The organism is Pseudomonas sp. URMO17WK12:I6, assembly GCF_003253625.1.
Lineage (GTDB): Bacteria > Pseudomonadota > Gammaproteobacteria > Pseudomonadales > Pseudomonadaceae > Aquipseudomonas.
Genome location: NZ_QKYZ01000004.1, coordinates 406,692 through 432,309, shown reverse-complemented (window position 1 = coordinate 432,309; position 25,618 = coordinate 406,692). Strand labels below are relative to the sequence as shown.

The 25,618-nt window shown below is 55.0% G+C and carries 25 protein-coding genes and 2 pseudogenes; 12 read left to right on the top strand and 15 right to left on the bottom strand.

Annotated features, from left to right (window positions below):
• Positions 1-1,021 precede the first annotated feature (1,021 nt).
• The 3 genes from F475_RS30340 to F475_RS10375 form a co-directional block, all read right to left on the bottom strand.
• Positions 1,022-1,189, bottom strand: a complete 168-nt coding sequence (locus F475_RS30340; protein WP_156523284.1) for a hypothetical protein — start codon at positions 1,187-1,189, stop codon at positions 1,022-1,024.
• A 239-nt stretch (positions 1,190-1,428) separates the two neighbouring features.
• A complete protein-coding gene (locus F475_RS10380; RefSeq protein WP_018927610.1) occupies positions 1,429-1,965 on the bottom strand; it encodes a dihydrofolate reductase family protein in 537 nt (178 codons plus the stop codon).
• A 167-nt stretch (positions 1,966-2,132) separates the two neighbouring features.
• Entirely contained in the window at positions 2,133-2,732 is a 600-nt protein-coding gene (locus F475_RS10375; RefSeq protein WP_026331592.1) for a TetR/AcrR family transcriptional regulator, read from the bottom strand.
• A gap of 149 nt (positions 2,733-2,881) precedes the next feature.
• Between F475_RS10375 and F475_RS10370 the strand changes: the two genes are divergently transcribed.
• The 5 genes from F475_RS10370 (at position 2,882) to F475_RS30455 (ending at position 7,351) form a co-directional block, all read left to right on the top strand.
• The gene (locus F475_RS10370) at positions 2,882-3,982 is read left to right on the top strand and encodes an alkene reductase (RefSeq protein WP_111453862.1); all 1,101 of its coding nucleotides are present in this window, start codon (positions 2,882-2,884) and stop codon (positions 3,980-3,982) included.
• Between the two features lie 52 nt (positions 3,983-4,034).
• Entirely contained in the window at positions 4,035-4,823 is a 789-nt protein-coding gene (locus F475_RS10365; protein ID WP_111453861.1) for an SDR family oxidoreductase, read from the top strand.
• An 81-nt stretch (positions 4,824-4,904) separates the two neighbouring features.
• On the top strand, positions 4,905-5,774 hold the full coding sequence (locus F475_RS10360) for an alpha/beta fold hydrolase (protein WP_111453860.1): 870 nt from the start codon (positions 4,905-4,907) through the stop codon (positions 5,772-5,774).
• Between the two features lie 67 nt (positions 5,775-5,841).
• On the top strand, positions 5,842-6,840 hold the full coding sequence (locus tag F475_RS10355; RefSeq protein WP_111453883.1) for an NADP-dependent oxidoreductase: 999 nt from the start codon (positions 5,842-5,844) through the stop codon (positions 6,838-6,840).
• 349 nt (positions 6,841-7,189) lie between these two features.
• A complete protein-coding gene (locus tag F475_RS30455) occupies positions 7,190-7,351 on the top strand; it encodes a hypothetical protein (RefSeq protein ID WP_018927603.1) in 162 nt (53 codons plus the stop codon).
• A gap of 270 nt (positions 7,352-7,621) precedes the next feature.
• Here the strand turns inward: F475_RS30455 and F475_RS10345 are convergent, their stop codons facing one another.
• From F475_RS10345 to F475_RS30335, 3 genes are all read right to left on the bottom strand, one after another.
• Positions 7,622-8,191, bottom strand: coding sequence for a DJ-1/PfpI family protein (locus tag F475_RS10345; RefSeq protein WP_111453858.1), 570 nt, complete (start codon positions 8,189-8,191; stop codon positions 7,622-7,624).
• Between the two features lie 153 nt (positions 8,192-8,344).
• Positions 8,345-9,001: an HAD hydrolase-like protein gene (locus F475_RS10340; protein ID WP_018930324.1), complete on the bottom strand. Its 657-nt coding sequence runs from the start codon at positions 8,999-9,001 to the stop codon at positions 8,345-8,347.
• A gap of 130 nt (positions 9,002-9,131) precedes the next feature.
• Positions 9,132-9,287 carry a hypothetical protein gene (locus F475_RS30335; protein WP_158538461.1) on the bottom strand — a complete coding sequence of 52 codons (156 nt, stop codon included), beginning with the start codon at positions 9,285-9,287 and terminating at the stop codon, positions 9,132-9,134.
• 79 nt (positions 9,288-9,366) lie between these two features.
• On the opposite strand from F475_RS30335, the pseudogene F475_RS30225 reads away from it, so the two are divergent.
• Positions 9,367-9,528: pseudogene (locus tag F475_RS30225) on the top strand (EamA family transporter); the annotation flags it as partial.
• Between the two features lie 259 nt (positions 9,529-9,787).
• On the opposite strand, the gene F475_RS10335 reads toward F475_RS30225, so the two are convergent.
• From F475_RS10335 to F475_RS10305, 6 genes are all read right to left on the bottom strand, one after another.
• Positions 9,788-11,398 carry a gamma-glutamyltransferase family protein gene (locus tag F475_RS10335; RefSeq protein ID WP_064617068.1) on the bottom strand — a complete coding sequence of 537 codons (1,611 nt, stop codon included), beginning with the start codon at positions 11,396-11,398 and terminating at the stop codon, positions 9,788-9,790.
• An 81-nt stretch (positions 11,399-11,479) separates the two neighbouring features.
• On the bottom strand, positions 11,480-12,259 hold the full coding sequence (locus F475_RS10330) for an amino acid ABC transporter ATP-binding protein (RefSeq protein WP_018930320.1): 780 nt from the start codon (positions 12,257-12,259) through the stop codon (positions 11,480-11,482).
• A gap of 2 nt (positions 12,260-12,261) precedes the next feature.
• Positions 12,262-13,035: an amino acid ABC transporter permease gene (locus F475_RS10325; RefSeq protein WP_086946256.1), complete on the bottom strand. Its 774-nt coding sequence runs from the start codon at positions 13,033-13,035 to the stop codon at positions 12,262-12,264.
• 12 nt (positions 13,036-13,047) lie between these two features.
• On the bottom strand, positions 13,048-13,854 hold the full coding sequence (locus F475_RS10320) for an ABC transporter substrate-binding protein (RefSeq protein WP_007941906.1): 807 nt from the start codon (positions 13,852-13,854) through the stop codon (positions 13,048-13,050).
• A gap of 72 nt (positions 13,855-13,926) precedes the next feature.
• The gene (locus tag F475_RS10315; protein ID WP_018930317.1) at positions 13,927-14,595 is read right to left on the bottom strand and encodes a GntR family transcriptional regulator; all 669 of its coding nucleotides are present in this window, start codon (positions 14,593-14,595) and stop codon (positions 13,927-13,929) included.
• Between the two features lie 1,793 nt (positions 14,596-16,388).
• Positions 16,389-16,844: a tautomerase family protein gene (locus F475_RS10305; RefSeq protein ID WP_064617066.1), complete on the bottom strand. Its 456-nt coding sequence runs from the start codon at positions 16,842-16,844 to the stop codon at positions 16,389-16,391.
• Between the two features lie 96 nt (positions 16,845-16,940).
• Here F475_RS10305 and F475_RS10300 point away from each other — a divergent pair, with 96 nt between their 5' ends.
• From F475_RS10300 to F475_RS10290, 3 genes are all read left to right on the top strand, one after another.
• Positions 16,941-17,900 (top strand): GlxA family transcriptional regulator, encoded by a 960-nt coding sequence (locus F475_RS10300; RefSeq protein WP_111453856.1) that lies wholly within the window; start codon positions 16,941-16,943, stop codon positions 17,898-17,900.
• Between the two features lie 291 nt (positions 17,901-18,191).
• Positions 18,192-18,833, top strand: a complete 642-nt coding sequence (locus tag F475_RS10295; protein WP_052964729.1) for a LysE family translocator — start codon at positions 18,192-18,194, stop codon at positions 18,831-18,833.
• Between the two features lie 212 nt (positions 18,834-19,045).
• On the top strand, positions 19,046-19,483 hold the full coding sequence (locus F475_RS10290) for a VOC family protein (protein WP_111453855.1): 438 nt from the start codon (positions 19,046-19,048) through the stop codon (positions 19,481-19,483).
• A 213-nt stretch (positions 19,484-19,696) separates the two neighbouring features.
• Here F475_RS10290 and F475_RS10285 read toward each other — a convergent pair.
• Positions 19,697-19,987: pseudogene (locus tag F475_RS10285) on the bottom strand (transposase); the annotation flags it as partial.
• A 259-nt stretch (positions 19,988-20,246) separates the two neighbouring features.
• Between F475_RS10285 and F475_RS31015 the strand changes: the two are divergent.
• The gene (locus F475_RS31015) at positions 20,247-21,374 is read left to right on the top strand and encodes a sensor histidine kinase (RefSeq protein ID WP_111453854.1); all 1,128 of its coding nucleotides are present in this window, start codon (positions 20,247-20,249) and stop codon (positions 21,372-21,374) included.
• A gap of 336 nt (positions 21,375-21,710) precedes the next feature.
• Here the strand turns inward: F475_RS31015 and F475_RS10275 are convergent, their stop codons facing one another.
• Together F475_RS10275 and F475_RS10270 are read right to left on the bottom strand one after the other, a co-directional pair.
• Positions 21,711-22,154, bottom strand: coding sequence for a PRC-barrel domain-containing protein (locus F475_RS10275; protein WP_111453853.1), 444 nt, complete (start codon positions 22,152-22,154; stop codon positions 21,711-21,713).
• Positions 22,155-22,729: 575 nt separating this feature from the next.
• Positions 22,730-23,107 carry a c-type cytochrome gene (locus F475_RS10270; RefSeq protein WP_111453852.1) on the bottom strand — a complete coding sequence of 126 codons (378 nt, stop codon included), beginning with the start codon at positions 23,105-23,107 and terminating at the stop codon, positions 22,730-22,732.
• Positions 23,108-23,750: 643 nt separating this feature from the next.
• Here F475_RS10270 and F475_RS10260 point away from each other — a divergent pair.
• Positions 23,751-24,479 carry a helix-turn-helix transcriptional regulator gene (locus tag F475_RS10260; protein WP_064617062.1) on the top strand — a complete coding sequence of 243 codons (729 nt, stop codon included), beginning with the start codon at positions 23,751-23,753 and terminating at the stop codon, positions 24,477-24,479.
• Between the two features lie 325 nt (positions 24,480-24,804).
• Positions 24,805-25,479 carry a polysaccharide lyase family 7 protein gene (locus tag F475_RS10255; protein ID WP_026286569.1) on the top strand — a complete coding sequence of 225 codons (675 nt, stop codon included), beginning with the start codon at positions 24,805-24,807 and terminating at the stop codon, positions 25,477-25,479.
• The last annotated feature ends 139 nt before the right edge of the window (positions 25,480-25,618 follow it).

Below are 25,618 nucleotides of genomic sequence, written 5' to 3'. Positions count from 1 at the left end.
AGTGATTCGAACACTCGACCCCTAGCACCTCATGCCGGGGACTGTAACGACCTAAGCTATTGTTTTAGAACGAATATGACCCCCTTTAAGAGTGGCAAAACATTCGATTTTTTGTGCTTATGCAAACGGAAACACGCGGCCTCCAGAGGAGGTTTTGCGCAAGCCACCGCAGGAGAATGACGAGGTGACATTGCGAAACTTTCTGCATCCGCTAGAACTTCGAGATGGCGCAGAATTGTCTGCCCGTCACCTCGAGGAAGGGACATGGCTGTAATCACGAAGAGTGACTTGGTGTACAAGTACACTTGGTCGGCAGATCAAGGCGACAACCCGCATTACACTGGGTTGCTGGATCGCGACAAGGTAGACCGGGACGAGGGACACGAGGTTGTACATTTTCCGACAGTAGTGCCCTCCCTTCCAGGCATTCTGCCGACCTGAACCCCAAGCCCCTAGTTTGCCCCTGCCCTTACGCACCAGCCAAAAAACCGAGTAATCAGCGTGTTTTTTCCTCCTAAAGACCAAGCGCCGGATATGTATTAACCCTGATACATGAAAGGTTATTATTTGACGCTTTTCTAACAGAGGCACATTGCTATGATCCCGGCAAACTCCACTGCTAGAGGCTCTGAAGTGAAATTAACACCTGCCGAAAAGACCAAGTCTCGGGGTTGGGAATGGGCCTATAAAAAAATCCGGAGTTTTGGTTGCTCTCGAAGAACGGCCATCTACAGGGCAAGCCTCTATGCTCTTCGAGGTGACTCGGGAGGTTTCTCAAGCGAGCGGAGCTTGCAAAGATTCCGACTACGGCGTTAACCAAGCTGGTCATCACCGGTACGCCATGGCTCGACCCGATCCCCCTTCGGGCTGCAGGGCTGCGGCCACAAAGACAACCCTGACTACAAGACCGGCGCCTGCAAGATCTCCATCAACTGCTAAGACAAGCGTTGGAACTCCTTCTCGGGGCGGCATGGGGCCGCGTACGGTGGCCGAGTAGGTCCCTTGATCTCCCCCGACGGCCTCACGCTGGCGTCACACATTCCGCCGCCGACGATGACACCCCGCCCGAACCAATGACATGCATGACCGACTCGACCTGCCAAAGTCTGTTCGCGCTGGCGCGATGGTTGTGCACATCGATCCGCCCCTCGGCGACCATTCCAGGCGTCAGCGGCCGAGTGATGGACATGGTCGATCTGAGCCACGCCCCTGGGCACCACCACCAGGCGACCGTCGACCGGCTTCGCCACGGCGCCCAGTTCACGTGCCAAACGCGTCAGTAGGTTCATATCGGATTCGGCGCGCTGGTCGATATGACTGAAAATATGCTTTGCCAGCTCCGGCGCTACGGCCGCAATGTAGCATGCTCCTTGGCCATCTTGGCGACCAGAGCGCCCAGCGTTTTGGATCGGGCCTCCCTCCGGAAAATCAAGGAACCAACTGATAGGTTGACTGCACTAGACCGGAAGGAAAACACCGGCTATTTACTAGCTTCAATTCAATGTCCTGCGTAAGGGCCCCGAACAATGGTCTTCCCGACCCAATCAGCACGGGAACAGTGGTGATCACCATATCGGCGACTAACCCGTCACGCAGGAATGACTGCACCAATTGCCCGCCATCGACATAGACTCGATGCACACCTTGCCTCGCCAGTTCCGCCAGCAGGTCTGAAGGAGTGAGGTTGGAAAAACGCACTTTCCCCTCTAGCGCATTAGGCACCTGTGAATCGGCCAACTGTTGAGACAACACGATTACTGGCAGGTCGTAGAACCAAGTGTCGAAGGTCAGCACTTTCTCATAGCTCCCCCTCCCCATCACGATAGCATCCTTATCGGCGATGAAGCCCAGGTAGCCGTGATCCTCACTCTGATCATCGCGCTGCAATAGCCAGTCAATGTCACCGTCGGACCTGGCGATATAGCCATCTAGACTGATGGCGATGAAAACATGTGCAGTAGTCATAGAAGTTTCCTTATTCAGACGACGCATGACTGACCGCAAAGAGGATAGCAAAACTAATATATAGCTAAATTTCTTAGCTGGTTTTCTACAAATCCCGCTCAATTCAAATTGGTCAAAAAACTGTGTAGCGTATTTTGATCGCGCGAATAGACCGTTCACGCTTTGAATTAATCTTCCTTCAACACCGGTTCAACTTCATCGACCGGCAACGAAGCCAACATTTCAGCGCGACAAACCTCAAGGATCTCATCCGCGAGCGCAGAATCATCCGGGCAGGCACGCGACAAAATAATCGCGCCGACAGCACGAGACAGCAGGTCGATCATTTTCTTTCTCCCCTCTCCCGCCTCGGCATCCGGTCCCGTCGGATATTTCTCTCCCAGCGTTTGCAGGGTGTGTTCAATGCCTTCGGCAAATGTCGTTTTCACATCATCCGATTGACGTGCCGCGTCGCTGCACAACGCGGCCATGGTGCAACCGCTGCCACGTCCGTCCCGATGTTCTCGGGTCACATAGACGTTGATGAAGCCCGGAACATCGAGCGCTTGGGCGCCAGTCAGCGATTTGGCAAGACTGCAGGCCGAGGCTTCGGCCATCAGGTCGGCCTTCGACCCGAAGTGCTTGTAGAAGCCTCCATGGGTGAAACCGGCAGCCGCCATGAGATCCGCCACACCGACGCCGTCAAAGCCGCGCTCACGGAACAGCTCTGAGGCCGTTTCAACGATGTGCTCTCGATTGGCCTGCGCCTGGGCCTTGGTCACTCTCACGTGCAATACCTCGTGTTTACCGGGAAATCATGCGTCCAATCATACATAGATGCTGGTCATAATCAAAACCGTTGACAGTTTAGATTTCGATCATCATCCTAATTGCACGCAACACCGATCTCCATCAACGGGCACGGAAGAAATACCAGATGACCAATCAGAATCTGTTCACCCCTTACACCCTTGGCAGCCTAACGCTGTCGAACCGGGTAGTCCTTGCGCCGCTGACACGTAACCGCGCAGGCCAGGGCTTCGTCCCCAGCGAGTTCGCGGCCACCTATTACAGCCAACGCGCCAGCGCCGGCCTGCTGATCAGCGAAGCCACGCAGATTTCCCGACAGGGCCAGGGCTATCAGGACACCCCCGGGATCTACACGCAGAAGCAGATAGACGGCTGGCGCACCGTGACCGATGCCGTCCATGCCAAGGGCGGAAAAATCTTTCTGCAACTGTGGCATGTCGGCCGCGTGTCGCATGTTGATCTGCAAGAAAACGGCGCCGCTCCTGTGGCCCCTTCTGCACTGCGCGCCGCCACCAAAGTGTTCGTCAACAACCGTTTTGAAGACGTCTCCGAGCCGCGCGCACTGGATATCAGCGAACTGCCGGGGATCGTCTCCGATTTCCGCCAGGCCGCGGCAAACGCGGTCGCCGCCGGGTTCGATGGTGTGGAGATTCACGGTGCAAACGGCTATTTGCTGGATCAATTCCTCAAGGACAGCGCCAATCTGCGTACCGACGCTTACGGCGGTTCGATTGAGAATCGTGCGCGCCTGTTGCTCGAAGTGACGGCGGCGGTTGTCAATGAAATCGGCGCGGATCGCACCGGTGTGCGCCTGTCTCCGGTTTCGCCGGCCAATGGCGTATCCAGCAGCGATCCGCAGGCGCAATTCGATTACGTCGTTGAACAACTCGACGCCCTCGACGTGGTTTATCTGCACGTGGTCGAAGGCGCGACCGGTGGCCCGCGCGACGTGGCGCCCTTCGATTTCGGCGCCCTGCGCCAGCGCTTCAAAAACACCTACATCGCCAACAACGGCTATGACCTGGACCTGGCGGCTTCGCAGCTCGCTGAAGACCAGGCCGACCTGATCGCCTTCGGTCGCCCGTTCATTGGCAATCCGGATCTGGTGGAGCGCCTCAAACGTGGCGCGCCGTTGTCCGCGTTCAATCCCGCCACCCTCTATGGCGGCGGTGCGGCTGGCTACATCGACTACCCGACGCTGGCTGAATCGAGCGCTATCGCAAGCTGAGCCATCAGTGATCGCGCTTTCTGTTTCTCACATCCTGAAAGAGAGATAACCCATGAGCACTCGCCCTACTGTTCTCATCACTGGCGCCTCCACCGGCATTGGCGCGGTCTACGCCGAGCGCTTCGCGCAACGCGGCCACGATCTGGTACTGGTCGCCCGCGATCAGGCGCGCCTGGATGCACTTGCAGCGCGCTTGCGCAGCGAACACGACGTCGCCGTCGATGTCATTGCGGCGGACCTGACCCAACTCAGCGATCTGACAACCGTTGAAAGCCGCCTGCGCGACGACGCCCGCATCGGCATCCTCGTCAATAACGCCGGCGCCGCGCTGTCCGGTAACTTCATCGACCAAAGCACCGACAGCGTTGCGCAACTGGTCGCCCTCAACACCACGGCGCTGGTGCGGCTCGCCAGCGCCATCGCCCCACGCCTGGCCAAGACAGGCGACGGCGCGATCATCAACATCGGTTCGGTGGTAGGCCTCGCGCCGGAGTTCGGCATGACGGTCTACGGTGCGACCAAGGCATTTGTGCTGTTCCTTTCCCAGGGCCTGAGCCTGGAACTTTCGCCTCAGGGCGTCTACGTGCAGGCCGTGCTGCCCGCCGCCACCCGCACGGAAATCTGGGATCGCTCCGGCGTCGACATCAACACCTTGAGCGAAATCATGGAAGTGGGCGATCTGGTGGATGCCGCCCTAGTCGGTTTTGATCGTCGCGAACCGGTGACCATCCCGCCGCTGCACGAAGCGGAACGCTGGGATGAGCTGCAGAGCGCACGTCAGGGCCTGCTGGGGCAAATCCGCCAGTCTGCAGTCGCCCAGCGCTACCAGACCCAACCGTGATCTTTTGGTAGCGAGCATTCGCGCCGGATTCGATGCAGGCGCAGGGCACTGCATCGAACCCGGCCACTGTCCGGAGTAGCAATGAATTCAACGCAGACAAGTACGCCCTCGGGTTCACAGACGTCGTTCATCAATGCGACGAACCAGACGATCACGGTCAACGGCATTCCCTTTGCCTATCGCGATACCGGCCCAGCAACCGGTGTGCCCCTCGTACTGTTCAACCATTGGGGCGCGGTGCTGGACAACTTCGACCCCGCGATCATCGATGGCCTTGCACAAACCAGACGCGTCATTACCACCGACTATCGCGGCATCGGCGGCTCTGGCGGAAGCGCACCACTGACCGTCGGCGAAATGGCTGACGATGCCATCCAGCTGATTCATGCGCTGAGGTTGGAAACCGTTGATGTGCTCGGTTTCTCCCTCGGCGGCTTCGTCGCTCAGGACATCGCCCTGAAGGCGCCTGATTTGGTGCGGCGTTTGATTCTGACCGGCACCGGACCAGCCGGCGGCAGCGGTATCGACAAGGTCGGCTCGGTGACATGGCCATTGATGCTCAAAGGCTTGCTGACCTGGCGCGATCCGAAGTTCTACCTGTTCTTTACTTCGACGCCCAATGGTCGTCGATCCGCCTCGCAGTATTTACAACGCCTGAAAGCACGCAAAAAAAATCGCGACAAAGGCCCGACGCCCAGCGCTTTCCTGCGGCAGTTGAAAGCCATCACTGCGTGGGGCAAACAGGCGCCACAAGACCTCAGACGCTTGCGGACGCCGACGCTGATCGTCAACGGCGACAACGACATCATGGTGCCCAGCGTTAACTCGAGTGCACTGGCAAAGCGTATCCCCAACGCACAACTGGTGATTTATGAGGATGCCGGGCACGGCGGTATTTTCCAACACCACGTTGACTTTGTGGCCAAGGCGCAGGCGTTCCTCGATGCCTGACAACACGGCGCAGCAACGCCGCAACACACCGGCTACCCTCCTTACAACCGAAAAGAGCTGCACCACGATGAAAGCATTTCTAATTGATCGCTATGGCAAGAACCCCGGGCGGATTGGCGAAGCGCCCGCCCCCGCAGTGGGTGCCCACGACGCCTTGATCGAGGTACACGCCAGCAGTGTCAACGTGCTGGATTCGAAGATCAGCAAAGGCGAATTCAAGCTGATCCTGCCCTACTCATTTCCGTTGATCCTGGGTAACGATCTGGCAGGCGTCGTGATTGAGGTGGGCTCGAAGGTGACACGCTTCAAACCGGGAGACGAAGTGTACGCTCGCCCACCGGAAGCGCGGATCGGCACGTTCGCCGAATTGATCGCCGTGAACGAGAACGCGATCGCCCTGAAACCTGCCAATACCAGCATGGCACAGGCCGCGTCCCTCCCCTTGGTTGCACTGACCGCCTGGCAAGTACTGGTCGAAACCGCCCAACTGAAAAAGGGTCAGAAAGTGCTGATTCACGCCGGCTCCGGCGGCGTCGGCACCCTCGCCATCCAGCTCGCCAAACACCTCGGTGCGTTTGTCGCTACAACCACCAGCACTGCGAATGTCGAATGGGTGAAGGCATTGGGGGCCGATTTGGTGATCGACTACAAACAGCAGAACTTCGAAAGTGTCTTGCACGACTACGACGTAGTGTTGAACAGTCTCGGCGCCGATGTCCTGGAGAAGTCACTCAAGGTGCTCAAGCCAGGTGGCCAGCTCATTTCCATCTCTGGGCCACCCACTGCGCAGTTCGCGCAGGAGCAAGATTTGTCCTGGCCATTGAAGCAAATCATGCGCCTGCTGAGCCTCGGTATTCGGCGCAAGGCCCGCAAGCAAGACGTCAGCTACAGGTTTGTATTCATGCGGGCCAACGGCGCCCAACTGCAACAAATAACCGCGCTCATCGAGGCCGGCATCATCAAACCGGTGATTGACCGCGCCTTCCCCTTTGAATCAACGGCAGAGGCGTTGAAGTATGTCGAGCAGGGACGAGCCAAAGGCAAGGTCGTTGTTTCGATCAAATGACTAAGCCGCCTATCGATGAGTCGACCGAAGAGCCCGACAAACTTTTAGCACGCCAGCATTCTTCATCCGGGCTGAGCGAGTTGACGACACTAGAGTTGCCGAAACCGGATGCGCAGCAAACGGACGTCGTGCCTGTAGCACCAACTGTGATCCTATGGCGCAGTTTGATGCTTAAGCAGTAGATCTCGGCCTCGCCACAGCCACCGTACAAAGCACATTCATAATCAGTTTGGCGACTCTCTCCGTAGCACAATTGACGAACCCGAGGATGAATATACGTTCATCAAAAACATTGTTCTATGCGTCTAGCCTGTGGGTTCCGACATAGTGAATACAGGAGTAACCCACCATGTTCTCGCACGAAAGCATCCCGCTGATCATCATTTTCATCATCCTGCTGCTTGGCGTGCTTACCGCCGTCCTCCATCCGGTACATGCGTTCTATAGCTGGCTTCAGAGGCGCAGGGAAAAATCATCCGTCGAGATCGCGAAAGAGGTGGATTCGCGCTGAATTTTTTTTAACGAGCCCGGCTAAGTCCGGGCATTTTTTTGAAGCTTTCGGGCCGATTCTGTTGAAAAAGTCGGCCTTGGTTTGCGCATCAGAAAAGTACGCGTCCGAGATTGAAATCCGAGTCCTGAACCTTCTGCCCAAAACACAGATTTAAATCTCAGGCACGTACTTTTCTGCCGTGGAAACCGAAGCCGACTTTTTCAACAGAATCGGCCAAGAGCGGACACTCGAGCACATCACCTGGTTGGCTGTTTTTTCAGGACGAAGCGGTCACCCGTGTTCTGCTGCCAACATTGACCTGAACTGAGAAATGATCTCTGAAGATAACCCGGCAGCTTCGAACACTGCGCAGGTAAAGCTAACGGGAGCAGGACCTGGCGCAGTTATGATGCGGTCAGCAACCACAGCTACTGGACTGCGTCGATAAAGCGAGGACCCTTCATAACCTGCGGCATTCTGTTGTAAAAAGTCAGCGCTGTTCGAGGTATGAGAAACCGTGTCGAGAAGCCCGGCTCTCGCAAGTGCCAGCGTTCCCCCACAGATACCGGCAATTGTCGCGCCACTTGAACGACTAGTATGAAGAAAGTCCCGAATATCCGGTGCATCTGCACGTTCCCAGATCATTCCACCGATGACGACAACAACGTCCGGTTTCCAGTCCAGGCATTGTTGCAAGCTGCAATTCACAGTTACTGCCAATCCACCCTGCGAGCGGAACTGTCCCGTAGTAGAGGCGAAAAACCTAACGTCGATCCCGTAGAACGGGGATGCGGTTCCTGCAATGAAAGCATATTCCCAGTCCGCAAAACCGGGTGTCAGTATCAATCCCACGCGTGCCATCAGTCAGAATCCTCCATGAAAACGAATAACATAAAGCGACAACATATAGGTCTCAACGGCTGCCTTGGGTCGAAAGTTTCCCCTCACCACTGACAGCTTTCGGCCAGAGGCTGATTGTTGAAATCGACTGAAATCGCCACTCAATGGTCAAGCCTATAAACTTGCGGATGACTCAAGGTGCGTATCACTTCCTGCCAGTCGCCGTAATTCGCTCACATCGGCGAACCACTCATGGGACTGAAGACTGTGGAATGCATCATATGCTCCATACCCCCAGGCGACCGCACCAAAGGCGATACCGGCAGTCGCAGCTGCTTCACCATCCGTAGGTTGGTCGCCGATGTAGATAACTTCCTCTTGCGCCACGTCGAATTTGCGCATGACACGGCGCAAGCGAGACGCCTTGCCGAAAATGGAGGCGCCGCACTCGAAGGCCCGGATATGTTGACAGCTGGAGCCCAAAATTTGCTTGATATTTTCTTGGGAGTTAGAAGATACCACCGCCAGAATCAGTCCTCTCTCGTCAAGATGGGCGAGGGTATTTGCAATGTTATTGAACAGTGGGATCGAGCTTCGATGTTTCTTCATCAAGCTCATGAAGGTTCGCGCCACCAGAGGCAACTTCCAGCGAGGCATTCCGATATGAGCCATGATCTCCCGAGCCCCCTGCTTGCGCAAACCGTCCAACTCTTGCGGGTGAATTCGACTGAATGCGTGTCTGTCAGCAACCTGGTTGAACACTGAAACAAAGAACGGAAAGGAATCAGCGAGCGTGCCGTCAAAGTCGAAAATGGCAAGCCGGTATGACATGTAAAAGCTCCTTCCTGTAGTGGTGGCAGCCGAGTCCGGGCGGCTGCTTGTGCTGGGCGATTGATTCACCCGATTGGTGGGAAAGGCGCATTATCCCTGCTCCGGAATCTGCCCGGAAGGAGTAAGTGGCTTAACGCTGTTGCCGTATCTCACTACCTTCAAGGCCTTGACTTGATTTATCGAGCTCGCCGAGCATATTCCGATGATTGCCAAGGCCAAAGTCGTTTTTCTCGCCACCCGCAATCACCTCAACCATCCGCTTCAGCACTCCTTCACGGCGATGCATGGGAGTAAACGTCCCATCGATGTGGGGCGGCATTCTATCGAACGACAAATCAGCGACAGGGATCGTCATCAATGCAATGCTGACCGAGCCGTTGTTCGCCGCGCTGCTGGCGTTTTTGGTGCTCAATGAAGTACCGCGCGAAAGCCTGTACGCAGGAGCAGTACTGATCATCGTCGGCCTGTGTTTTTCCAATGAGCTGATCCGCTTGGGCAGCAAAGCATCCGTCCCTTCGACCGAGTGAGCTACTTTCGGATCCTGATTGCTTTAGCAATCAGTGGTTTTGAAGTGTTTTCAGGGCTTTGTCGTTTCTGGGGATGCGAGCGAGCAGCCCCTCTAAGCCCCAGCAATCTCCACTGAACCTACCGCGCCCCAACCACGTCCAGTCGAAGAAGGCTAGAGAACACGCGAGGCCACGCTGTGCATCAGTTCCGCGCACGGATGCACAGCGTATTTCTCACGCAGAAGAGACCGAGTCGTCTTCGTTTGTTTTCAGCTACCCGTTACCACACAGCAATATGGGAATCGGCCCGCGGCTCGGTGCCGCCGCACAACACACCGGTGTCCGGGTCGCGGATGATGATCTGCCCTCGGCCATAGTTGATCAGGTCGCAATCGACCTGAACCTTATGTCCGCGCCGGGCCAGCGAAGCGGCCAAGTCCCTCGACGCCCCCTGCTCGATGCCGACTTTCATGCCTCCCAGCCATTGCCATCGCGGTGCGTCCAGCGCAGCTTGAGGATTGAGACCAAAATCCACCAGGTTCATGACCATCTGCACATGGCCTTGGGGCTGCATGTAGCCACCCATGACGCCGAACGGTCCCACCGGCGCGTCACCTTTACTGATGAAGCCAGGAATGATGGTGTGGAAGGTCTTTTTGCCCGGTGCCAGGCAGTTGGCGTGGTCAGGGTCGAGACTGAATTCCTGCCCACGGTTCTGCAAGGCGATGCCGCTGTCTGGCAGCACCACGCCAGAACCGAAGCCGTGGTAGTTACTCTGGATGAAGGACACCATATTGCCCTGCGCATCTGCCGTGGCCAGGTACACCGTACCGCTGGCGTGAGGATCGCCGGGATCAGGTTGCTGAGCCTGATCAACGATCTGTTCACGGCGTTGGCTGCTATAGGTGTCGCTGAGAAGATCAGCCACCGCCACACGCATGTGCAGCGGATCGGTGATGTAATGCAGGCCATCGCTGTAGGCCAGCTTCATGGCTTCCAATTGACGATGCCAGGTCTGCTGGCTGTCTCGGTGATCGAAGTCGAAACCCTGAAGGATTTTCAGGGTCATCAGGGCCACCAATCCTTGCCCGCTTGGAGGGATTTCCCACACATCGTAGCCGCGGTAATTGATGCTGATCGGGTCCACCCATTGGGCGCGATAGTCCTGCAGGTCGCTGGCTCGCAGGTAGCCGCCGGTGGCGCGGGAATGGGCATCCAGACGCTGAGCCAGAGCACCGCGATAGAGGCTTTCGCAAGCGCTGTCCGCCAGTTCTTCCAGCGTTCGGGCTTGCGCCGGGTTGCGGAATAATTCACCGGCCTTTGGCGCACGGCCATCAATCAGGAACGTGTCGAACCAGGCGTCTAGCACCGGGTCTCGATGGGGGCTGAATTCATCCAGAGCAGTCTGCCATTGTCGGGCGACCACCGGCGACACTGGGAAGCCCTCCCGGGCCAGACTGATCGCGGGCTGCAGCAACTCGGCAAAGGGCAGCTTGCCGAACCGTCTGGACAACTCCGCCCAGGCCGAAGGACAACCGGGCACCGTGACCGGCGTCCAGCCATAAAGCGGCATCCGCTCGTGACCACACGCCTTGACTGCATCGATCGTCAGTGCCGCCGGCGCTTGGCCGTTGCCGTTCAGTCCGTGCAATTGGCCTTTGCTCCAGACCAGAGCAAAGGCGTCGCCGCCCAAGCCGCAGCCGGTGGGTTCAACTACCGTTAGCGCCGCCGCTGTAGCGATCGCGGCATCAATGGCATTGCCGCCGTTGCGCATGATTTCGATGCCGGCCTCGGCGGCCAGTGGCTGTGAAGCCGCGACCATGCCACGGCGGGCAAACACACTCTGGCGTTGCGACGGATAGGGATATTCGTGGGCAGAAAATTTCAACATGGCAAAAGCTCTTCCAAACAAAGATTCAATGGCCGCAGGTATCCGGTTCCATTGCCGGGTAAAAAACCCTGACTGAGAAGGTCACAGCACGCGACTGAGAAAGGCCCGAGTTCGCGGGTGTGTCGGTCGACTGAAGATCTGCTCCGGCGGACCCTGCTCAATCAGTTCGCCCTGATCGAGAACCACCACGCGATCAGCGACTTCCCGGGCAAAACCCATTTCATGGGTGACCACTACCATGGTCATGCCGTCATCGGCCAACTGCTTCATCACCTGCAGGACCTCGCCGACGGTTTCCGGATCCAGGGCGCTGGTGGGCTCGTCGAACAGCATGGCTTGAGGTTTCATCGCCAACGCCCGGGCGATTGCCACGCGCTGCTGCTGTCCACCGGACAACATCGACGGGTAATGCATGGCCTTGTCCGCCAGGCCGACCCGGGCGAGCAAGGCCCGGGCCTGTTCCAACGCTTCGGCGCGTGGCACGCCGAGCACCTGGATCGGTGCCTCAATGATGTTTTCCAGCGCGGTCATGTGGGGGAACAGATTGAAACGTTGAAAGACCATGCCGATGTCCCGACGCTGGCGAGCGATGTTGCGCTCGGAGTCGCGCACCAGGCTGCCGTCGGCGCGCTCGCGATACCCCATGGAGCGACCGTTGACGCGTATGCGCCCGCCTTGAATGTCCTCCAGCAGATTAATGCAGCGAATGAAGGTGGTCTTGCCTGAACCCGATGCACCGATCAACACCACCACTTCACCGCGCCGCACCTGCAAGGAAATCCCCTTGAGAATCTCCAGGTCGCCAAAAGACTTATGAATGTCCAGGGCCTCGATAATCAGTTCTTCACTTTTGTGCGCCATGCTTAACGCCCTCTCAGCAATTTGAGCGTGCCGCGGCCAAACATGCGACTGCCGGCCGCTGGCGGTGCGGGTCGATCGGACTGTCCGAAACGCGCTTCCAGCCAACGCTGGAAGAAGCCCCAGAGGGTGGTCAGCAGCAGGAAATAAATCGCCACCACCAGGTACAGTTCAAATACCCGGAATGTCGCCGACGTGACCATTTGCGTACTCAGCAGCAACTCCTGCACGCCAATCACGCTGACCAGCGTCGTATTCTTGAGCATCACGTTGAATTCGTTGCCCAACGGCGGAACGATGACCCGGAACGCCTGAGGCAAAACGATACGCCGCATCAGTTTGGCGAAGGTCATGCCCAGCGAACGCCCAGCCTCATACTGTCCCTTGTCGACAGCGCCGATCCCGGCACGAATGATCTCGGCCATGTAGGCACCTTCGTTCAGGCCCAGGGCGATGATCGCTGCCTGAATATTGCCCGGCACCACCAAACCAAACAGTTCCACGTCCTCGAAACGGAAGATGCCGCCGGCCGCCAATGCGGTATAGAGAAAAACGATTTGCACCAGCAGCGGAGTGCCGCGCATCAGCCACACATAGAACCGTACCGGCAGGTTGAGCAACGGGTTGCGCGACAGACGCATCAGCGCCGCTGCCAGCCCAAGCACGCAGCCCAACACCATTGCCAGCACACTGATCAGGCAGGTCAACCAGAGCCCAGTGAGGTACACCCCGCTGGGCTGCAAAAGGTATTGCCAGAACACATCCCAATTGAAATTCATCGAGCGCTCGCCTCAGTCGAGTGTGTCGCTGGAAACATGCCATTTGCTCAACAACTGCACATAGCTGCCGTCACTGCGCATGTCACTGATGATCTGCTGTACTGCGGTGGTGAGCTGGGAATCATCCTTGCGGGTCCCTAAACCCGTGAGAATCCGGCTGAAGGCTGGCACCCCCTCCTCGAATAAATCAGGCGCCATTGCGGCGTAGTAACCTGCTGTTTCTACGGTGGTGCCGTAAGCGTCCACCTGACTGATACGCAGCGCCTGGAAGGCGTCAGTGTCACTGTTGTAAACCACCAGTTTCATCGGTGTCTTGCCGGCCTTGGTGAGCTTTTCGTTCTCGGCGTCCAACAAGGTTTTGATCGTGGAGCCATTGAGCACTGCCACCTTGTGCCCAGACAGTCCATCCAGGGTTTTGATGCCCTTGGGATTGCCTTTGGGAACGACCACTGACTGGCTGGAATACATGTAGTTGACGATGTCGATCACTTCCCGGCGTTCGGGCTTGTCGAACAGCTGATCAACGATCATGTCGCACTGCTGGGCGAGCAATGCCGGCAGCAACCCGGAGAATGGAATGACCCGCCATTGCACCGGTTTGTCTCCGAGCCGTTTGGCGATTTCCAGCCCCAGATCGACAGTCAGGCCCCTGGGTTTTTGCGCCTCATCGAAAGACACCAAGGGTGGCGAGTCCATGCCAGAGCAATACGTGAGTTTTTCGGCCTTTTGCAGTCGTTCCGGCACTTGGGGTGTGGCGAACGCCCACTGTGCGCAGAGTCCCAGGGATACAGCAGCAAGCAACACACGGCGTTTATGCATGACCAGACACTCCAGTTGTTTAGTAACGGGGCAGTACTCAAAGTCAACACACGGTCGGGCTCGAGCCCGATTCTATTTTTCCGATTGCAGGAACTGAATCAGCGCCGGCACTGTGCCCTCGATGTGCTGACGCACCACCGACTCGGCCTGGTCGGCATCGCCTGAGCGAATGGCATCAAGGATCACCGCGTGTTCCTGGCGGGCACTCAAGGGCTTTTCACCGTGTTGCAGCCACAGGCGCATGGGCGCCTCGATCAACGAGTACAGGGCCGAGATTTGCTTCATCAAACGCGGACGGCCGCTGAGGCTGCACAGGTATTCATGGAAAGCCCGATGACGGCTGACCCATTCCGCGCTTTCGTCGCGGTAGTCATCCATCTCGTCCAGCATGCGTTCCAGAGCCGCCAGCTGACGCTCACCGATCTTGGCCACGGCGACGCGGATGGCCAGGCCCTCGAGGGCACTGCGCATCTCGAAGACTTCGTGCAGTTCGTCGATGTTCAGGCCGCTGACTATCGCCCCGCGGTTAGGCCGCAAGGTCACCAGGCCTTGAGCATCGAGGCGTCGGAAGGCTTCGCGCACCGGCATGCGGCTCATGCCGATCTCAGTGGCGATGTCCTCGGCGATCAACCGGTCGCCTTTGCGGTAACGACCGCCACAGATCGCTTCCAGCAGAAAGTTGTAAGCCTCCTCCTCGGCGGTCAGGGGCTGACGCTCAATGTAAGCGGGAGCGAATTGCATAAAGTCACCTTTTGCAGTTTTGTATCCAATTATCCATGGATTCAAAAAAGCAGAAACCGTGCCAGGCTGCGTAGCACTGCTTCAAGCGCTTAATTGGAAAGGATTTTCGACTCAAGAGACGCTGATCTATAGATCAGCGTGGTACTCACCGTGCGCTACGAAATGGCCCAGTGCGCCCCAAATGGGTGAAAAATGGTACCCAGGTAACAAATCATTTCGCCGAATGCCCCCAAAGCCCTTGGCGCGTTCTCTGAGTAATTGCACAGACTTGCCCACCCATTTACATTCGGCCTGAGCTGTCATTTGCAACGGATCTGACCAGCGCATTTCGCGGACATGACCGGCAGAGAATGACCCAAAGCTGACCCCTCAGGATTTCGTACTCTCAGACCCCATCCGCGAATTTGCACACCACTGATGACATATTGGTACGTCTGGAGAGGGGCATGACCACCACGCAAAAACTGACTCAAACAATGCTATGTGCATTGTCAGATCAAACAAAGGTTATGGTTTGTCATGAAATGAAAAAGCGCTGTCGCCAAATGAAAGGCTGGCGCGCGCCCCGTCTATAAACTCCTCCTCAAGCCTGCGCAGCAAGCCCAGGGCTCTCACGGGTGCGAAACACCTATGGAGAAATCCACGCATTTCCCACGAATGGAGAAGAGACAATGAGTGAGCGGTCGATCAAGCCACGGCTGATCGATACATCCTACGATTACCTGCTTCAACGTTGAACCTGGATAATTAAGAGTTTTAAAAAACCAATTCTATTAGTAATCGCTTAATGCCCAGCCTACAAATATATTACTGAAAGCCCACGACCTACCGTGCACTCACCTCAATAGAACTCACACTTAAAAATACGCCCCTAGAACTACATTGCGGAAGACAAAAATAAGTAATGTTTTTGCGATTTGTTTTTTGTTGCATTCATGAATTTTATAATCAGAAACCATGACAAAACTTGCAGAGACATCACTTCAACACCCTCAATGCTGGAAGCTCGATATAAATAATCGAATCTTATTCGACGACGCCATTCAAATACACTTAACAAATATTGAGGGCATCATTGTAAAAAACATGCTCCTCAAGGAGGAACGCGTAATCAGTAGAGCAGAGCTAATTAGTAGTATTGGGAGAGATCCTGAGCTCTATCGCGGCCTGGAGATGAGTTTGAGTAGACTGCAAATAAAATTCAAGAAAAACGCAGGAGGACGGCATCTCTTTCGCGCAGTCAGAAATCGCGGCTACTGCCTCACTCAAGTCATACATATTAATGGGGAGCCGTCTCGGAAATTTACGTGAGGTAAGCGGCAATACACCCCTCGCATGGTCATATGGCTGATGATGACTAACGAACTTATGAATTTAGGGGTGGCCGTGGGCGCAGCGTTCAAGATGAGTGAGTTCACTTTTTACGATTGACCTTGCGCCTTGATACTGGTGCAGCGGCGTTAAAAAACTGTCGCATAACTTCTAAGTTATGCGACGACTCACTCGGGCTTGACAGTAAAGGCTTTGTGATATCGCGTGACTCTGTCGCAGGTTCTCAATTATCTGCGACATGAAATGTGATAGATGTGACATTGAGAATGTTGGAATGTTAATCCGATATGCTCGTCCCCCACTCCAGGCAAAAATCTGGAGCCGCAGCAAGGCCTGCTGACGAGTTTGTATCTGTCACGGTTGACCGGAAATGGCCGTTTTCAGCCGGCCGCGACCGACTGAAAACGCCCTATAGCAACCACTCGCAGTGGTGCGACAAATGTCCTGCGAGCTGTAATGCCTTACTGCTCCGCCTGCCCTTGCAGATGTCGGTACCCAGCCGCCTGAATGAAATCGGCCAAATGCCAAATCGCTCCGTTGGCTGCCCAGAAGCCATCTCTGACTTCATCAAGGATGATCGAAGTCATGATGATCCGCTGGTCGTCCGCTGCTTGCGACCGGGTTACTGCTTGATGCAAACGCTGCACATAGTCGCTTCGCATGGCCTCATTCAGCACACCGCCGGGGACCTTAACCTGCACAATGCAGGGGATGGCTTGAGCGCTGATATCCACTGCGCCGCATGTCCAGGAGCCAGAAGCCACTTCGTCAATGAGAGTCCAGCACAGGCCCCGTTGACGTGGATCGTCGCCGATTTGCTCGACCGCGATGGCCACTTTCGTAATCTCTTCGCACAGCAGTGCCCGTTGTTCGCAAGTAAAAGAACCTTGAGGCACCTTGATCAGGATATTTGGCATACGGGTTAACGCTCGATGAAATGGAAGCGTTATTAAGTCAGCCCTCGACCACTGCAACCAGCGACCGATTCGACATCTTTCGTGCATAATCAGCCAATGAATGACTTCACGATTCTGGTAGTTCCTGGCGCCTTTGCCTCCAGTGTCGCACTGACTCTGGATATCCGTTCAACGGCGGCCGTACTCGCCCAGCGACTGGGCTCCGCTGTACCTCGCTGGCAAGTCTGTGGGGTGAACACGGATTGCGTGACGCTCGGCCACGGTATGCAGATTGCGGTTCAGCCCTTGGCTATCAACCCTGATGACCGCTCTTGCTGGATCATCCCCGGCATCGGAGTGGCTGACGCCCCCATGATCGAGCACCGATTACAACAGGCGGATATTGCTCTGCTGGTTCCGGCATTACGCGCGCACGTGCAGGCCGGGGGTAACGTAGCCGCATCATGTTCTGCAGTATTCGTGCTGCAGGCTGCAAACCTGCTCGCTGGGCACTGTGTAACCACTTCTTGGTGGATGGCACCCTTACTCCAGCAGTGGGCGCCGGAGTGCCAGGTAGATGCCGAGCGCATGGTAATCCTCGATCCGCCGTTGATTACTGCGGGTGCAGCGCTAGGTCATAGCGATCTGATGTTGCATCTTCTGCGAAGCCATTTCTCCCCAGCTTTGGCAGATGGCGTTGCTCGGGCGCTACTGATCGATGGTCGGCAACTGCAATCGCCTTTTATGGTTCCGGCAATGATGGCTCAGGGGAACGAATTGATCGCACAATTGACGGCTCATATTGAAGCCTCGCTACCGGCGATTATCAGCGTCAGCACACTCGCATCCGACTTTGGTCTGTCAGAGCGGACCTTGTCTCGACACATCCACAAGGCCACCGGATATAGCCCGTTGCGGCTGATCCAGCGTGTCCAGGCCAATAAAGCCCGGGAACTGCTGGCAAACAGTAAATACTCAATCGACACCATTGCCGAACAAGTTGGATACAGAGATCCCACATCCCTGCGGCGACTGATGAAAAAAATGCTGAACGCAACACCACGGCAACTGCGTTAACTGCAGCGACGATTTTTTCAATTCAATTATCCGATTTGGCGTGCGACTCAGGCAGTTCAATATTGGCCGTTTGCTGCCAGTCGCGAAGGGCTGCAATTGGCCGATTTCTGCCTGTCCCCACTGGCAGCCATGGGGTGTGGATTCAACCGATCGACGCGACAGATTGGCTAAATCGTTCAGCGGGCAAGGAACGCTTTTAATCCAATGACCGTCTGGCAAACCGAGCACCACCTAACTCCTTGTCCCGTTCGTTCCTGTAACATGCCAGCCCCCACCACCACGAGCTTGAAAATGGATTCTCACTCGATTCTGACGTTTACATTGGTCGCCGCGATTGCCATTGCCAGCCCAGGGCCTGCGACCTTGATGGCGATCAACAATAGCCTGGCCCATGGGCAGCGCAGCGCCATATGGTCATCGCTCGGCAACGCCAGTGGCCTGTTCTGCCTTTCGTCCGCTGCCATGCTGGGGCTGGGGGCGCTGCTTGCCAGTTCCGAATGGCTGTTCAATGCAGTGAAGTTCATTGGTGCCGGTTATTTGTTCTACCTGGGCATCAGACAATTGTTCAAAAAGGGCCCGATGCTCCCGGACGGGATTCAGGACGACTTGAAGGAAAGCCGACCGACTCGTTCCAAACTGTACAAAGCGGCCTTCCTGACGGCGGTGACCAACCCCAAGGCGACGATGTTCTTCACCGCGTTGTTCCCGCAGTTCATCGATCAGAGTGCGGCATTGCTACCGCAATTTCTGATCCTCACCTCGATCTTCATGGCATTGTCGGTATCGTCCCTGAGCCTCTATGCCGCGCTCGCATCGCGGGCCAAGGGGGTGCTAACCCGGCCTGCGCTATCCCGTTGGGTCAGCCGGGTGGTGGGGTCGACATTCATCGGTTTCGGTGCTGCTATCCTGACCATGCGGCGGCAGGCGGCGTAGGGGCGTCGGGCTTGTAGCTCCGCCACAGGGAAGGCTGATAGGGCGAGAATGGTACGTCTTGAGCCGAGTCGGAGATGGCGCACTTCAAACTGTGGCCACGTCGCTAAATGCCCCGAATGCTGGAATGCCCCGGTTAAAAAGTGATTCGATCGGGGCTTTTCGCCGAAAGTCCCACTGCTCGAGGGGTGTTATCAACGACAAGGAGTCCGTTTATGAAGATGAACACGTTAGTTCCAGAGATGATTGTCTCTGACTTAAAACGAAGCTTGGATTTTTACTGCCTGATTCTGGGTTTCCAAATTGAATACGAAAGGCCTGAAGACAAATTCACTTTCCTGTCCTTTCAAGGGAGTCAATTGATGCTGGAGCAGGATGACTTGGAGGCGTCTCCATGGCGTGTTGGCCCTCTATTATCACCCTATGGCCGAGGGATGAATCTTTCGATTCAGTGCTCTGATACCAAAGCTTTGGCTAAGGCCATCGAAGACGCTGGTATTGAATTGCGCAGACCCATTGAAGAGTGCTGGTACCGAGATAAAGAGCGCCTGCACGGAGAGCTTAACTTTTTGGTGCTTGATCCAGATGGCTATCTGTTGCGGTTCACTCAGAGCTTAGGTTTCAGAGCAGTCGAGCATCAAGCGATAGCCTGAACAAGTGATGTTGCATAGCGTGATTCTGAGCATTTCAACGACCGCTGTTGGCCGATTCTGTTGAAAAAGTCGGATTTTCAGCTCACCTGAACTCAGGCACGACCACCATCGGAGAACCGACTCACCACATTGAGTGGTTTCTCGGCCCTTCGTTGACCGTTGCTGCTCAGTTAGCGGGTTAATTTGAGGTTTTTTTGCTGAATGCAGGCGCACCTATTCCGTGAGCGGTGGCCCTTTAGAGGTAAATTTGGCCAGCCGTCGCAGGTTCTGCACTGCGGCGGCCAGCGTGAACTCATCGGTTGCACCACTCATGCCACGTAATCTCAGGCGATCCAATTTCAGGATGCGTTTGAGGTGGGCAAACAACGTTTCGACCTTTTTACGTTCGTGGCGAGAGCGCACATACGCAGGCATCGCTGCGATTCGCCGAGCCACATCACGCGCGGCTTCATGGACGCTGCGAACGATCTTGCGAAACGCAGTGTTCGGGCAGCACTTGGCCTTTTTCAACAGAATCGGCCAGAACCGGTCAATCGCTTTCCCTCTCAACCGCTAGCAATACTCTGCATCACAAGCCTCTATAGCGTTGCACTAGCCGTTGGCGACATCATCAATATCCGCTTCCCTGCCCAGGGTGGTGCGGATGATCACCGATTAGAACTGACCAACGGCATTGCACGCAGAAACACCGGTTTCTGTCATTCCGCTAGGCTAATTGCAGATAGCAAAACTCACTTGATTAATGTCGTCCATTAGGATCCCCATGAGACTTTCAGATTTCATCCTCAAAAACCTTGAGCCTATTCTGCAAGCGTGGGAAGCATTTGCCAGGTCTGTTGATACCTCGATGCCCGCTATGGATTCCCAAGGCCTGAGAAACCATGCCGAATTTATTTTGAGGGCTGTTGCGCTCGATATGCGTACCTCTCAAACCCAGCAGCAACAGATCGACAAGTCCCATGGGCTGGCACCTGTAACAGAAGAGGAGTCGGCGGCTCAAAGCCATGCAGTGACGCGCCTAATGGCTGGTTTCACTCTGGACCAGGTGGTCTCCGAATATCGCGCCCTCAGATCAAGCGTCCTCAGGCTTTGGCTGGCCCAGGAAGGCACAGGGGACGACCATGAAATTGTGGACATAATCCGATTCAACGAGGCGATAGATCAAGCGCTTGTCGAGTCAATTGCGACGTATGGGCGAGCGGTGGAAACAACCCGAAAAACGGTCTTGGGGGTATTGGGCCACGACCTTCGCACTCCGTTGGGCGCGGTAATGCTGGGCGCCGATCTGTTGAGGCAGACTGAGGAACTGGGCAGCCGTGGAAAAAAAATAATTGCGCAGATTTCTACAAGCGTTCAAAGCGCCAACCAGATGGTGCAAGATCTGCTCGACCTGGCGCGCTGTAACCTTGGCACGGGCATTCCGGTACAACCAGAAAATACTGACCTAACTTCTGTTTGCAAATCAGTCGTGGATGAAATCACCGCTGCCCACCCTAAAGCAAAAATCATTTTCACCGACACGGGACCGGTACCAGGCCTATACGATCCATCACGCATGGCACAAGTGTTCTCGAATCTTATTGGCAACGCCGCGCGACACGGCCACTTACAGCGTCCGATTAATGTCACATTGACCGGGGATGGCACCACCACCTACTTTTGCGTGCAAAATTATGGCGAGCCCATTCCTCCCAGCGCATTGCCCACTCTCTTCGATCCGGAAGGACGTTATTCCAGATATACCGACAGTGAACCAGGAACCTCCTCTGGTCTGGGGCTTGGATTATTCATCGCCGCTCAGATTGTAGAGGGCCATGGTGGAAAGATGGAGGTCGAGTCGACGCTAGAGGACGGCACGATTTTCCGTGTGACTTTACCTGTTTGCCAATAATCGAGTTTCGACTGTAAATACCACAGAGCCTGTAACCCCTACGGCAGATTGATTGCTGCCCTCTGCGACAGGGAGCGCGATTTTCGTTCCAGTCCTGATTGTCAAACCTGCTCCAAAACTTTTTCACACAGCCTGGGCCAAAACGGAAGATCACGTTTCGCGTAATATGCAATGGAGCACTGGATAGTTGTAGAAAATATCCTCCCTTGTTGCTTCGACAAACCTTTTTTTACCGCAATGCGCGCCTTAGGGTTTGGCCCCCAACGAAACATATCGTTGTTTGCTCGGCGCGCATCACTCTTCATTTCGGACATGGATATTAGCTTTGTCGACACTTTATCTCAGAACAGTATCGTAAACGAAGGGTTTAGTTCCATAGAAAGAATGAATTTCTGTGGCCCAAGACTCGTCAGCCATATTAGGCCAACTGTCCTTGTCAAAACCTGGTGCATTTTCCAAGCGCTCTTTCTCTACATTGAGTACGAAGCGCTTGTTTACTGTATCCAGTGTCAATGCATTCCAGGGCACTGCAAACAGTTTTTCTCCCATGCCAAGAAACCCACCAAAAGATAGAACAGCATAACTCACTCTTCCGCTGCGAACATCTAGCATGATTTCCTTAATATCCCCCAAGTCTTCGCCATTATGGTTATAAACATCATTTCCAATGAGTGTGTCTGCCCCCATCAGGTCGGGGCCAGGCCCCTGTTCCTCGGAGCTGGTATCTCGCAGGAGGTTGGTTTTGTATATGCCATAGGTATCGCGATCTACGTAGTTCATTACTATCTCCTATCAGCAATCGTCAATCAATCAGAAAAATACACCCACCGCCTTGATGGTTGTATTAGTGGGAGTCACCCGCTTTCGAAAAAGTTGAATTTTTTTTCTGCATGACGACGAATGGTAAATTGGGGTAAAAAGTCAATCAATTCGCATCCATGTGTAATACTTGTTTTTATTTTAGGCATTAACCAGATCGATATCATAGAGACGTGAATGAAGCGATTTCTCATTATGGCAACTGACTTGCATATGACCTCATAAATATGACGATTAAGTTCGGATCGCTACTGCGACAAACTTATTTGAATGATAATTAATATAGGGGAAAGTCCGGCACAATCTGGAGCAGGACATAAAATTGGCAGGTGAATGTCTGCTTTTGGCCGTTACTTGCCTGTCACGACCGCAGCCGACTGCTGCTTGATGCGAAGAGCCACCCGAGCTTGTATTAATCGGAGATTGTTCATTAGCGATGTGCCCGCGCGAGGTCGACTGACTCACCGGCATCGCCCCACAAGCCCTCAAATCTGAAATGGCATTTAATTTTCTGTGCCTGCCTCTCATCTCTAAAATCATCGATTCTTTGAAAACACACCACCCATGTATTCATTTAAATCGCGCAGATCTTTAATCCTCCAAGCGTACGGCGATAGCTTTACACCATTCTCTCGCAACGTTCTTGGAATCAAGTCTCCATTTGGACGAAGTATTATCGATGATACAATTACGCCCGGATAATCATTTAATCGCTTTTTGAAAGCGGATGTTGTTAGATCAGGCGTAGGAGGATTGCTTTTATTAGCCAATGGTCCTGTTGCTTTAAGATCTACTCCGTGGCACATGCTGCATCGCTGTAAATAGAGATTTTTTCCATTAACATTATCCGCGAAGGATAGTGATGCTTGAATTAGCGATGCAATTCCTAGCGAAGCGATGAATAACACTTTCATTGTTTCTATCTTCCTTGATGGGATCAGCGCCGACTGGAGGCGATTTGGTGCGCAGGAAAGATATCAGCCATCGTGTCCGCACGCACCGTCATTTCTGATGCCCATTGAATCAACTCGTTTTCCAGGCGCATCCCGCTGACCGCTTCTGGCCGTTCTCTGCCGTACATGGTTGCAAAGCATGCTGCTCGAATCCGATGCAATCGGTGGTCAGAACGAATGCAAATGACTGGTCAGGTCGAATGATCATTCGCAACCACCATAAAATAACTCGGTCCCATAGCGATCCACAGAACCTTGCAGAGGTATTTCGCAAAGCCGATTGGATCGACGTCTCCCGCGGTGCGGTTGCTTTTGGACTCTCACGACAGAAGCGACGTGAGATATTCTCGGCCTTTCCAGATGCAGGATTTCACATTCGCTTAGTTCAGCTTTCGCTCAAACGACTGCTAACAAACCCACTGAGCCCACTGCCAATGATACGGCTCTGAATTTAGTGAGCCCACCCAGGCTGTGGTGATCACAATGCTTCCAGACATTGAGCGCTTTTTTTTTTGGGGGGGCCGCCCATACAGGAACACCCATACCACATAAATATAGGAATACCGACTTGCAAGAGTATGGGAGCGCCCGTAATACTTCGCGGATGGAATTTAAAGAAAGACTCAAAATCGCCCGTCGCCATGCCGGTCTAAACCAGACCGAGCTTGCCGAGCGCGCCGGCCTCACGCAGACATCAATTTCCGACCTTGAGCGCGGCAAATCGAAGGCGACAGCCTTTGCTGCTCAGATTGCTTCGGTCTGTGGTGTCTCCCCTATGTGGCTCGCTGAAGGCAGTGGCGACATGCTCAAAGGTGTTGCAGTAACCGCTGAGCGCACTCAACCAAACGTGGCAATGTCAGACATTGAGACATGGGATGACGAAACCCCGCTCGATGACGACGAGGTTTACGTGCCATTTCTCCAGGAAGTGGAGTTAGCAGCGGGCTCCGGCCGATTCGCGATTGCCGAAAGCGCCAGCGCCAGGCTGCGCTTCTTCAAGAAAGACCTTCGCCACAACAACGTTCAGTTCAGCAACGCGAAGTGCGTCGCGGTGAGCGGCAACAGCATGCTGCCGGTGCTGCGCGACGGCGCCACGGTTGGCGTGAACGTTGGCAAGAACACATTGAGCGATATCGTCGACGGCGAGATGTACGCGATCAACCACCACGGCCAGCTAAGGGTCAAACAGGTGTACCGCACGCCCACCGGAATTCGCCTGCGAAGCTTCAACCGAGACGAACATCCGGACGAGGACTACACGTTCCAGCAAATCCAGGAGCAGCAGATTTCGATTCTGGGACATGTGTTCTGGTGGGCGATGTATTCGCGTTGAAGGGCTGAGTTGGCTCCAACGGTTGCAGCCTTGGCAGAACAACGCTCTGCTGGACGCCACTCCTCAATGCCTGGACGAGCTTGAGGCGTTCGTCGTACTGCGCGTGGCTGCACTCCCAAGAAGAATTTCAGCGCATCCAATCTCACCAAATACAGACCCCCTCTCCATAGGAATGTGGGAGCGGCTGAATTATGGGAATGCCCATTGACATAAATTACGGGAATACCTATATTTCAATTCAAGCCAACGCATCACTGGCCCAGCAGCACCAAACGTAAGGCTCAACTGAGCAAAGGGTGACATCAAATGAAATAGGGAAATGACCATGACCGTAGACATCAGCAACTACACAATCGCTACACCGCTTCCAATCTCCGACACCAACCCGATCGCGCTTGAATTGATCGGCTGGCGGGCACTGCTTGAATGCCCGGAAGTTGTTTCGATGCTTCCAGATGGCTCGCTGCAAATGACGGCGCCGACGCTCGGTGCTTCGAGCAAGAGCACCCTGCGGACGCGCTGCGAGTGGAAAGAGCCGGGCTATTGGTTGTTCGCCAGCGCTGCTGACCACTGGAACCGACAAGAAATGCGAGTCACGAAGGTCAACTCGCTGCAGAAGGTTGTGATCAGCCAGATTCATGTTCAGGGTTCGGAAAGGCCACCTGTAAAAGTGTTTTGGAACAAAGGCCGAATCACGATGGGATTTCGGTCGAGCTATCTCCAGGAAGACCCGGTGAACACGACGATTCTGGAAGACGTGCCACTCGGTGCACTTTTCAAAATCAACATTCACGCCAATTCGAGCGGCGCTGTATCCGTCTCGGCGAGCTGTAATGGCGTCAAATCCACCTCTGCAATCATGCGCCTCGACAACACCTGGGACACGAAAACTCTCGCCTTCCACGGCGGTGTGTACAACCAGATCGATTACTCCGACACCACTGACCCGCAAGACGGTTCGGTCTGCATCATCAGCGACCTTTCCATCACCCACCTCTGAAATCGCGCATTTCGTGCGAGCAAGACAACCAGCGTCACGTCAGCCTGACGATAACTGCCCGCCCCTCTCAATGAGAGCGCATCGGAGTGTGATCTGTAGCAAAGCAGGCACCTGACCGGTAATCAGGCCAGCCACTGAG